Origin of the sequence: Zobellia uliginosa, from assembly GCF_018860745.1 — a bacterium.
Lineage (GTDB): Bacteria > Bacteroidota > Bacteroidia > Flavobacteriales > Flavobacteriaceae > Zobellia > Zobellia uliginosa_B.
In genome coordinates, this window is the sequence record NZ_JAHKPY010000007.1 from 1 (window position 1) to 9057 (window position 9057).

Annotated in this window: 11 protein-coding genes; 2 read left to right on the forward strand and 9 right to left on the reverse strand. The window is 33.8% G+C overall.

Going from position 1 to position 9057, the window contains the following annotated elements; translation table 11 throughout:
• Positions 1–313: 313 nt before the first annotated feature.
• Complete coding sequence (locus tag KO521_RS10760) at positions 314–859, reverse strand: hypothetical protein (RefSeq protein ID WP_215939933.1); 546 nt, start codon at positions 857–859, stop codon at positions 314–316.
• A gap of 25 nt (positions 860–884) precedes the next feature.
• On the opposite strand from KO521_RS10760, the gene KO521_RS10765 reads away from it, so the two are divergent.
• Together KO521_RS10765 and KO521_RS10770 are read left to right on the forward strand one after the other, a co-directional pair.
• A complete protein-coding gene (locus KO521_RS10765) occupies positions 885–1091 on the forward strand; it encodes a hypothetical protein (protein WP_215939934.1) in 207 nt (68 codons plus the stop codon).
• Positions 1092–1107: 16 nt separating this feature from the next.
• A complete protein-coding gene (locus KO521_RS10770) occupies positions 1108–2163 on the forward strand; it encodes an IS110 family transposase (RefSeq protein ID WP_215939935.1) in 1056 nt (351 codons plus the stop codon).
• A 575-nt stretch (positions 2164–2738) separates the two neighbouring features.
• Here KO521_RS10770 and KO521_RS10775 read toward each other — a convergent pair.
• The 8 genes from KO521_RS10775 to KO521_RS10810 all read right to left on the reverse strand — a co-directional run bounded on the left by KO521_RS10775 (position 2739) and on the right by KO521_RS10810 (position 9017).
• Positions 2739–3143 carry a hypothetical protein gene (locus KO521_RS10775; protein ID WP_215939936.1) on the reverse strand — a complete coding sequence of 135 codons (405 nt, stop codon included), beginning with the start codon at positions 3141–3143 and terminating at the stop codon, positions 2739–2741.
• 256 nt (positions 3144–3399) lie between these two features.
• Positions 3400–3828, reverse strand: a complete 429-nt coding sequence (locus tag KO521_RS10780; protein WP_215939937.1) for a DUF4844 domain-containing protein — start codon at positions 3826–3828, stop codon at positions 3400–3402.
• Positions 3829–4029: 201 nt separating this feature from the next.
• A complete protein-coding gene (locus KO521_RS10785; protein WP_215939938.1) occupies positions 4030–4779 on the reverse strand; it encodes a hypothetical protein in 750 nt (249 codons plus the stop codon).
• 213 nt (positions 4780–4992) lie between these two features.
• Entirely contained in the window at positions 4993–5937 is a 945-nt protein-coding gene (locus tag KO521_RS10790; protein WP_215939939.1) for an HNH endonuclease, read from the reverse strand.
• Between the two features lie 820 nt (positions 5938–6757).
• Positions 6758–7048: a helix-turn-helix domain-containing protein gene (locus KO521_RS10795; RefSeq protein ID WP_215939940.1), complete on the reverse strand. Its 291-nt coding sequence runs from the start codon at positions 7046–7048 to the stop codon at positions 6758–6760.
• 1 nt (position 7049) lies between these two features.
• Positions 7050–7394, reverse strand: coding sequence for a type II toxin-antitoxin system RelE/ParE family toxin (locus KO521_RS10800; protein ID WP_215939941.1), 345 nt, complete (start codon positions 7392–7394; stop codon positions 7050–7052).
• Between the two features lie 293 nt (positions 7395–7687).
• Positions 7688–8254, reverse strand: a complete 567-nt coding sequence (locus KO521_RS10805; RefSeq protein ID WP_215939942.1) for a hypothetical protein — start codon at positions 8252–8254, stop codon at positions 7688–7690.
• Positions 8255–8576: 322 nt separating this feature from the next.
• Positions 8577–9017: a cupin domain-containing protein gene (locus tag KO521_RS10810; protein WP_252730021.1), complete on the reverse strand. Its 441-nt coding sequence runs from the start codon at positions 9015–9017 to the stop codon at positions 8577–8579.
• Positions 9018–9057 lie beyond the last annotated feature (40 nt).

Sequence of the window (9057 nt, forward strand, 5' to 3'; positions counted from 1 at the left end):
GATGGTATATTTTCCAGTTCGTCATTCACAGATAAATTCAATTTTTTGTTCCATAATCGTCTGTTCTTTCCAAGGCATAGCATCTGAATTTTGGTTTCAAATGCAACTTAAAAAGTGTAAACGATGTTTCTATAACTCTGTAAAGGATGTTTGTATATCGTACCAAATGTTGGGTAACGGTTCGGCTATGATTAGTTGCGGCCTTAGAAATCCGCAGGATTTCCCGCCGCACACTAAACATACTAAATATGCGTGGATTTTCCGCAGGAAAATCCCTAGCAATTAATTATAGGTTTTGTTGTAAAACGTTTTTTTAGTACTGCTTTTCGTCAATTAATTCTCCAGTCCTAGAGTAGATTTTCCAGATTCCTATTTTTTTATTCCCAATCATTTTCCCCTCCTTCTTTAGATACATACTATCTAATTTCATTGAATAGTTATAGAATTTGTCATTACTAATAACCTTAGTTTTTTCGTCCACACGTAGTAATTCTTCCAAATCCGTAGTTTCTGAATCAATTTCCAGAGCCGTTGATTCGCTGCAGAGTCCACCAAAGTTTAAATAGCATTTTTGGGATAATAAATTACCAAATCGGTCGAATACAGCTCTCATCTTAATTTTACCATTTCTAAAATATTGATAGTATTCTCCAAAATAATAGTCGGCAGAATAGTCCCCGACTTTATACGTTAAAATGGTCCCTTTTTCCTTTATCTCTCCGTTTTTGTAACGTTCTTCAAAATTTAAAGTATCAGTTGCAGTCAACTTTTCAGTCAAAATTTTGTACTCTTTCGAATATTGAGAGGATGAAAAAAAGGTTATAAAAATTGTAAATACGATTGTGATTATTAATTTCATTAAAATGTTTTACAACGGTTGGTATATGAAACGTAGCGTGCAAAAAGACACGGAACTTTCGGATTATACACAAGCCGAATTTTTTAATTTTCTTTTTATCTTAATTTCTCAAAAAGCCAAATTAAAAAATTTGGCGGACTTTGTAAATACACACAAACCTCTCGGAAAGTCTGTATTAGCTATGTTTTATAGCATCGATGAAAAAGCAGTAAGTCGAGTATCTTTAAAATGAACTAAAAATTAAAGATATGATTACTCAAATTACTGCAGTACCTAAGTTATACATTGGCATCGACATTCACAAGAGAAGTTGGAAAGTACATTGTGCTACAGATTTGTTTTCAGGCAAGTCTTTTTCAATGAATCCAAATCCTGAACAACTTAAAGCTTATGTTACTAAACATTTCGCTGGTTATGAAGTATCGATTGCCTACGAGGCAGGTTGCTGTGGCTATTCAGCGCATCGTTGTTTCGAGTCTTATGGTTGGTTTTCTTTAGTAGTAAATCCTGCTGATATACATAGAAAGGGTAAGGAGAAACATACCAAGACCGATAAGATAGATGCGCAGTTGATATCCAGAGAGCTCAAAGATGGTCGTTTAGATGGTATTCATATTCCTGATGTTGATCGTGAGGAGCTACGAAGTCTGTTTCGAAGAAGGAATGATTTGGTAAAGGATTTTCGGAGGATAAAGAGTTACATAAAGATGCAGCTTTTGTATTTCGGAATCAAGGAGCCAGAAGAATTTGATAACGACCATTGGAGTCATAAGTACAGGAAATGGTTGGATGATATTGTGTTCACAAACCCCACGGCAAAAGCAACTTTAGAGAGTCGTATGCGCTTCTTTCGTTTTGTAGACCAAGAGCTTCGAGATGTTTCTACTGAGCTTCGTAGGTATTGCAAAACGTACCATAAGAATGATTATATGTTGCTTCGCAGCATACCGGGAATCGGCGGAATTGTTGCTTGTGGTATACTTTGTGAGCTAGGAGATTTACGCCGTTTTAATAGTGTTAAACATTTGGCCGGTTATGTCGGTCTGGCCCCTGGAGTTCACCAAAGTGGAAGTAACTATAAAACCCTTGGTATAACTCCACGAGCACATCGTTTAATACGGAGTTATTTTGTAGAGGCATCTTGGCAGGCGATACGAGCCGACCCGGTTATGCAAGCATATTATCGTAAGCACCAAGGAAGAAACGTAAAGAGTATCATTATCAAAGTAGCGAGAAAACTACTTAGTAGAACTTTAGCTGTTATTAAAACAGAGACCCCTTATTGCATAGGGGTACTAGAATAAAAGATAAAAAATAAACCATAACAAAGCTCACAAAATAGTAGTGAAACTCGTACCACAAAACAACGTGGGTGATCCAAGAAATTGGAATCACATCTTTATAGCAAGTGGCCGAGTTTATTATAATTTATAATCATACAGATGCTGGTGAACCCTAATAAAAAAGGTGTATCACAAATAGGATGCGGAGCAAGTTATATTAAAAGAAAAAAAGGTGGTTTAAGGCAAAAAGAAAATATTATTTAACTTTAGAGAACTGGACTAGGGCTTTTCATAGGATACTTTGTTGTAAAACGTTTTTTTTATTCATTAAATATTTAATTCCACTTACAATTACTAAAGTTAGAATAATGTCAAAAATCAAATTATTTAAATTCCATCCGTAATTTACATTTGGGCAATCAATCATAAATTCCTCGTAATATTTGAATGGAAATCCGATTTCTAGAGATTTATATCCTACAGTTTTGTTTATTGGTGATGTCAAATGATTTAAGACAGTCAAAAATGATGTAGAGAAAAAAACTAAAACTGAAATCAAAATTATTCTAATGATGTCTTTTAAAATTACCATATTTTTATTCATTGTTCAAATCTGTCCATAAAGAATACGCTCCAAGAAAAAGTCCGATAGCAATACAAATTCCAAATAAACCAATATATTCTTTTTCCGAAATAGCGTTTGAAATAAAAATGTAAATTATTGTGAATGAGCAGACGATTCCAAACATTGAAAAAAGTTTTAGCATTCCAGTTCCAACAATTTTATTAAAATTATTATTCATTCGAGTTGAGTCTTTTGATAGGCTTGAAAAAAACAAATAGAGCATATGATATCCGACATTAATTGCTATTAAAGCAAAAATCCGTTCTTTTAAGTCAATGTCGCGCAAAAAAAGAACAAGAAGAATACTGAAAATCAGATTTATATATCCAAAAATCTTATAGTACTTTTTGATATCAGATTCATTTATTATTTGCATTAAGAGTGAGTTTCGAAATGTTTTACAACGGTTGAGCTATGAACAGTACGGGAGCAAACTAGCGTTTGCTTTCCGCCACACACATAGCGAAATCTTTTGGTTTTGTTTTTTCTTTTTTCTGTCAAAGCGAAATCCCAAAGATTTCGCGACATTATAAATATACACAGACCTTTAGTTTAAGCAGCCAAGCCCGTATTGTTTATAGGTTGTGTTGGCAACAGTTTTTATTGCGTTTTGCTTGGTTCTTTTTATTCATTTAGTTTGGGTCAAAACCATACATAAACTTATTTAGCTGTCCATCCGAACTTTCCAATCCGACAATGTTCATTAGTTCCTCAAAATAAGAGCAAACTCGCTCTCGGTCTTCCGTATCCAATTCCATATACACATCTGCAAATCTTGAAAGTCCGATTCCGATTTTTTCTTGGTATTTAATGTCAGTTGGTTTTTCTGATTCCGCAACAGTTTTAAAATCAGATGCGGCTTGGTCTATTTTTTTAGTAAATATTGGTCTCATTTTTTCATCCGCGATACCAGGATAAAGATTTTCTTCCACAAACTTTTTCTTTCCAACAAATTCCGCAAACTTTTCGTTCGCATTTTCAGGAGTTTTCATTTCAGTAGGTTTTTGTCCGCATGCAGATAATGTCAGAATGATTATAAAAATTTGAATGTATTTCTTCATTTGCAAAATTGTTGCCAACGGTTTAGCTATGAACAGTACGGGAGCAAACTAGCGTTTGCTTTCCGCCATGCACATAGCAAAATCTTTTTGTTTTGTTTTTTCTTTTCCTGTCCAAAGCAAAATCCAAAAGATTTTGCGGACTTCATAAAAATAGACAAACCTTTTGATTAAGCCCGAAACCCGTATTGTTTATAGGTTGTGTTAGCAAACGTTTTTCGATGCATTAATACTATATAATAGCAGTTCTATATTTTTACGTTCTTTATCCAAATCCATAGCGATTAGTTTTTCGAAATCCTCTAAATACGGGTCCAATGGATTTCCATTTGTGGATGTTTTTAGATGGATAAAACTATTTCTAATTCTGCTCAATTGGAGTATTTTCGAGTATCTATTTTGATATTCTATAGTATCCGTAATTTCCTTAATTCTAGGAATAACTTCGCGAAATTTTTCTTTTAATTGGTAGCTTTTCTCAATCTCAATTTTAGTGTCCTTTCCCTTGTCTTTTTCTATTTCAAAATTCTCAGGTATAAGAGTATTGATGAATGATTCCACCGACATAATTAAGAATATAACTGAACTTATTTTGTTTAATATGTATTGATTGTAGGCTTCTTGGTTTAGAACTTTTAAATTGAAATTTTCACTTACTTTTAATTCTGTATCAACATTCAATTTGAATCCATTCTCAAGCTCTTTTATTTTGTTGTTTAATGACTTAGAATTTGATAAAAAAAGCAAATACGGTTCAGGCATAAATCCAGCATAAAAATTACCTTTTGAGTTTACTTGGGTTAGATACTTCATTGTTTCATTAACCAATAAAACCCAAGTGGTTGATTTGCCTTCTTTACTATATTTTTTGAAATCAGAATCCTCTCCTTTTTTTTGAGGAATTTTGTTTATTACTTCTTGCGATATACTATATTTTTTTAAATCTGCTGACATTTTAGTAAATGTTTGCTAACGCCTGAGCTAAGCGTAGTGCGGAAGTAAGGAAAATTTTTGTTTCCGTCTGTGCACGAAGCTAAAGCTTATTGTTTAGTTTTATCTTTTCTTGTCCAAAGCTAAATCCATAAGATTTAGCGACATTATAAATATACGCAGACCTTTCGGTTTAGCCCTAAAGTCCGCATTACGTTTAGGTTTTGTTAGCAAGCGTTATTTTGCTCGCTGTTCTAACCATCGAAACATTGCTTTAATATTTTCTAAATCTTCGATATAGTCGATTTCGTCCTGTTCCATTGGGTAAAGTGACAGTTTAAATTCTTTTTCTTCGTTTAACTTGTCATTTAATTTTCCAACTACTTCCTCAATGGGGTTAATAGGTAGTGGTAAAAAGGCTCCAAACATTCTTGAACTATGTTCCGTTTCAAGCATAAACATTGCAAGTAAGCATTCAAGTCCTTTGTCACAAATAAAATATACTCCACAAAGTTCTTTCGGGTATGGCGGTGTAAACCAAAAGCCTGAAGGATAAAGTCTTTCTTCCGGATTTAGAAGTTGTTCACGTATGATATTAAAATTTTTATCGAGTATTAATGAGTAACCGAATTTTTCAAAAGCTAAAAGGTAAGCCGATTTTAATATTGCATATTCTAATTTTTCTGGTATTACTCGACTTTTTAAAAAATTTAAGTCAACAATAGTTCCTGCTTTAAGTTCAACCATTTCCTCTTCTAATTTTTCTGGATGGTTATTCTTCTTGCTATGAAACATTTTCATTGTTCCATCATTTTCCACCTTTATTTTTCCATTAAAAGTTTCGTTTCCAATTTTTATCCGAACCTTAGTTTCTGAGTTATTAGGGAATTTGGCATTGTCTAATTCTCTTAGTCTTTCAGTTAGGTGAAAGTCTATTTGATGCCCACAAGTATTATTGCATTTTTTACACGTCAAAGTGTTTGCTTTGCCTCCTAGGGATTTTGGTGGGGCATCTTCAAGAGTTAATGGATTATCAGATGTAATATCTGCGTGTTTTTCCAAGCAAATTGGACAAATGAAAAGTTCTTTGGTTTCTTCAATGAGAGAATTTTCAATAAGTAAGTTGAGATTATCTCGATACTTTTCAAATATTTTCTGTCTTTTCTTATCTCCTTTAGTCATTTTTATAATGCTTGCTAACGTCTAGGCTATGATTAGTTGCGGCCTTAGAAATCCGTAGGATTTCCCGCCGCACACTAAACATACTAAATATGCGTAGATTTTCCGAAGGAAAATCCGGAGCAATTAATTATAGGCTGTGTTAACTAATGTGGCGACACATTCGAGTAAGTACATTCTGTTTCCATTTCCGTATTTTCAGTCCGGGTCAAGTCGATCTGCGCAACAGTTGCGCCGGAGTAAAGTCCATTTCCACAAACCTGCTCAGAATTCCATTCCTACTTTTGAAAAATGCAAAAAATTGAGGACTTACGCCCTTAAAATGACAAATTATTATCGCTGTTTTTTGGCGACGAGTCTGTTCCAAATAAGACCATTTTATTTGATAAATATTATTCTGAGAACACCCTATGTTTTTAATACCTTTCAGAAGTAGCGATTATAAATACCATTGTAACGACAAAAACAAAAATGAGTTTTAGAACCTCTATTTGACTGGTTGAACTGTAATCATAAATTGCGATTCCAACTGCAGCTCCAAGACTAGGAAATAATGTTTTTTTTGTAAAATATTTTTTCATCCTTTAAAACTTGAATTATTTTTTGGAGCCATTTTAGTTAACGTTTTAGCTATGAACAGTACGGGAGCAAACTAGCGTTTGCTTTCCGCCACGCACATAGCGAAATCTTTTTGTTTTGATTTTTCTTTTTTTGTGTCAAAGCGAAATCCCAAAGATTTCGCGACCTAATAAAAATACACCAACCTTTTGATTAAGCCCGAAGCCCGTATTGTTTATAGGTTTTGTTGTAACACGTACTTTTTTTACACGTCGATTGAGATAGTAACTTTTCCACCAAGTCCTTTTTCCACAATTTCGTATAATGTTTTCAAAGTCAAGTTACTCCCGTTATTTTCAACTCTAGAGATGTAAGTCCTTTTTTTGTCCACTAGTTCTCCAAGTTGTTCTTGAGTTAGGTTTTTTTCTTCCCGCGCATTTCGCAAAAGAAGACCTATTTTAAAGGACTCAAAATCTCTTTCTAGTCCGTCTCTGCGCTCCGTTCCTTTTTTTCCATAAACGGTGTCCTTGATGTCTTTCCAGCTTTTAGTGTCCATCTTATTTGTTTTTGTCTTCATAGTACGAATTCATTAGTCCGACCGCTTTGTCGATTTCTTTTTTCGGTGTCTTTTGCGTTTTTTTGGCAAATCCGTTTAACAGGATTACCAATTTTCCTTTGTCGAAAAAGCAAAACACTCTCCAAATATTTGAGCCCAATTTTATGCGAGCTTCATAAAGTCCTTTTGTTCCGACAATTGCTTTCAGATAAGTTGAGGGAACTCTTTCATACGTTTCGATTATTTCGATGACCTTGAATATCTTGTCCTGAACCTTTTTTGGTTGCTTGAGCAAGAATGCTTCGAAATAGTTTTTGTATTGGATTACCTCCCTAACTTTTTTCATTCCTCAAATGTAACTTAAAAGTTACTATTTTCAAAATACTAACGTTGAATGTTGGCAGAATATTGTTGATTGGCAGTATGTTTTACAACGGTTTAGCTATGAACAGTACGGGAGCAAACTAGCGTTTGCTTTCCGCCACGCACATAGCAAAATCTTTTGGTTTTGTTTTTTCTTTTTTTGTGTCAAAGCGAAATCCCAAAGATTTCGCGACATTATAAATATACGCAGACCTTAGCGTTTAAAACCTAAGCCCGTATTGTTTATAGGTTTTGTTAGCAAAGGTATTTATTCCGCTATTCATTTTCAATTGGTGGCGGTGGAGGCATATATTCAGCACGGTACTTTTCCATTTCCATTGGATATAACTCAAACATAATTCTTTGATAACGCTCGATATTAAATCCACGATTCCCAAGTCCAGTTGTCCGTAAAATAGTTTTGTCCTTTTCTTTTGGACTAGTCATAATGAAAAAAGGACTACTTATTTTTTCTTGATGGTTAATATCAAAATCCATCATCATTTTTTCTAAGTTTAAAGAATCATTTTTTAATTGGTAATAAACCTTGCTAAAGTGCATAGGTTCATCATCCATAACACGTTTTTCGATTAGTTGAAGATAAATACTGTCATTTAACTTAGTCACTTGTAATTGGTCATACTCTTCCCACATACACATTGACAATTGTACTCCAATATTCAAAGTGTCTCCATTTTCCATTTTGTCAGCAAACTGAGAATAGTCCTTAGCCACTTTAAAATCAGATAATTTTAACTTGTCCTTTTTCTCAATTTTTTCCGCACACCCTAAGATTAGGATTCCAAAAACTAAAATTAGTATGTCCAACTCAGGTTTTATCATATGTTTGCTAACGGTGAGGCTAAGCGTAGTGCGGTAGTAAGGAAACTTTTCGTTTCCGTCTGCGCACGAAGCTAAAGCTTATTGTTTAGTTTTAGTTTTTCTTGTCCAAAGCTAAATCCATAAGATTTAGCGACTTCATAAATATGCACAGACCTTTCGGTTTAGCCCTAAAGTCCGCTTTACGTTTAGGTATTGTTACCCAACGTTTTTGTCCGTCCGAGTAAGTTTATAGTCAAATTGTTAAGTCCAACATAACAACAGTTGCATTTGAGTAAGTTGTCCATTTGCGTACACATTTTGTTCTAATCATGCACCATTCTAATTATTCTTCAAAAGGCTCATTGTATCTATCCCCTCTAGTGGTCGGTCGAGAGATTACGATAAATTCCAAATTTTGTGATTGGTCATTACGTATTTTATGTTTGGTTCCTGGTGGAATATGAACTCCCTGCCCTTTTTCAACTTTAATGATTTCGTTTTCGATTTCAAAGGTTGCTGTTCCGTTTAAAATTCTGAAGAATTGTTCCGAAAACTCATGAAAATGTTTTTTCTCCTGTGTATTCGGAGGCATAAGTTCTTCAATGATACTTAGTTTTTGAGATTTTACAAGATGCCAACCGCTACAATTATCTCCCCAAGTATAATGTTCGCTATTTTCTTTTGTTCTTTTCATTGAATCAATTGGTATTGTATTTATTTCATTCTGGGCATTCGCTGAAATAGTCAGCATAAAAATGATTACTAAGTTTAAAATTTTTCTCATTTTTTAAAAGGGTTTAAAATGTTCGTTAATATACATGGTT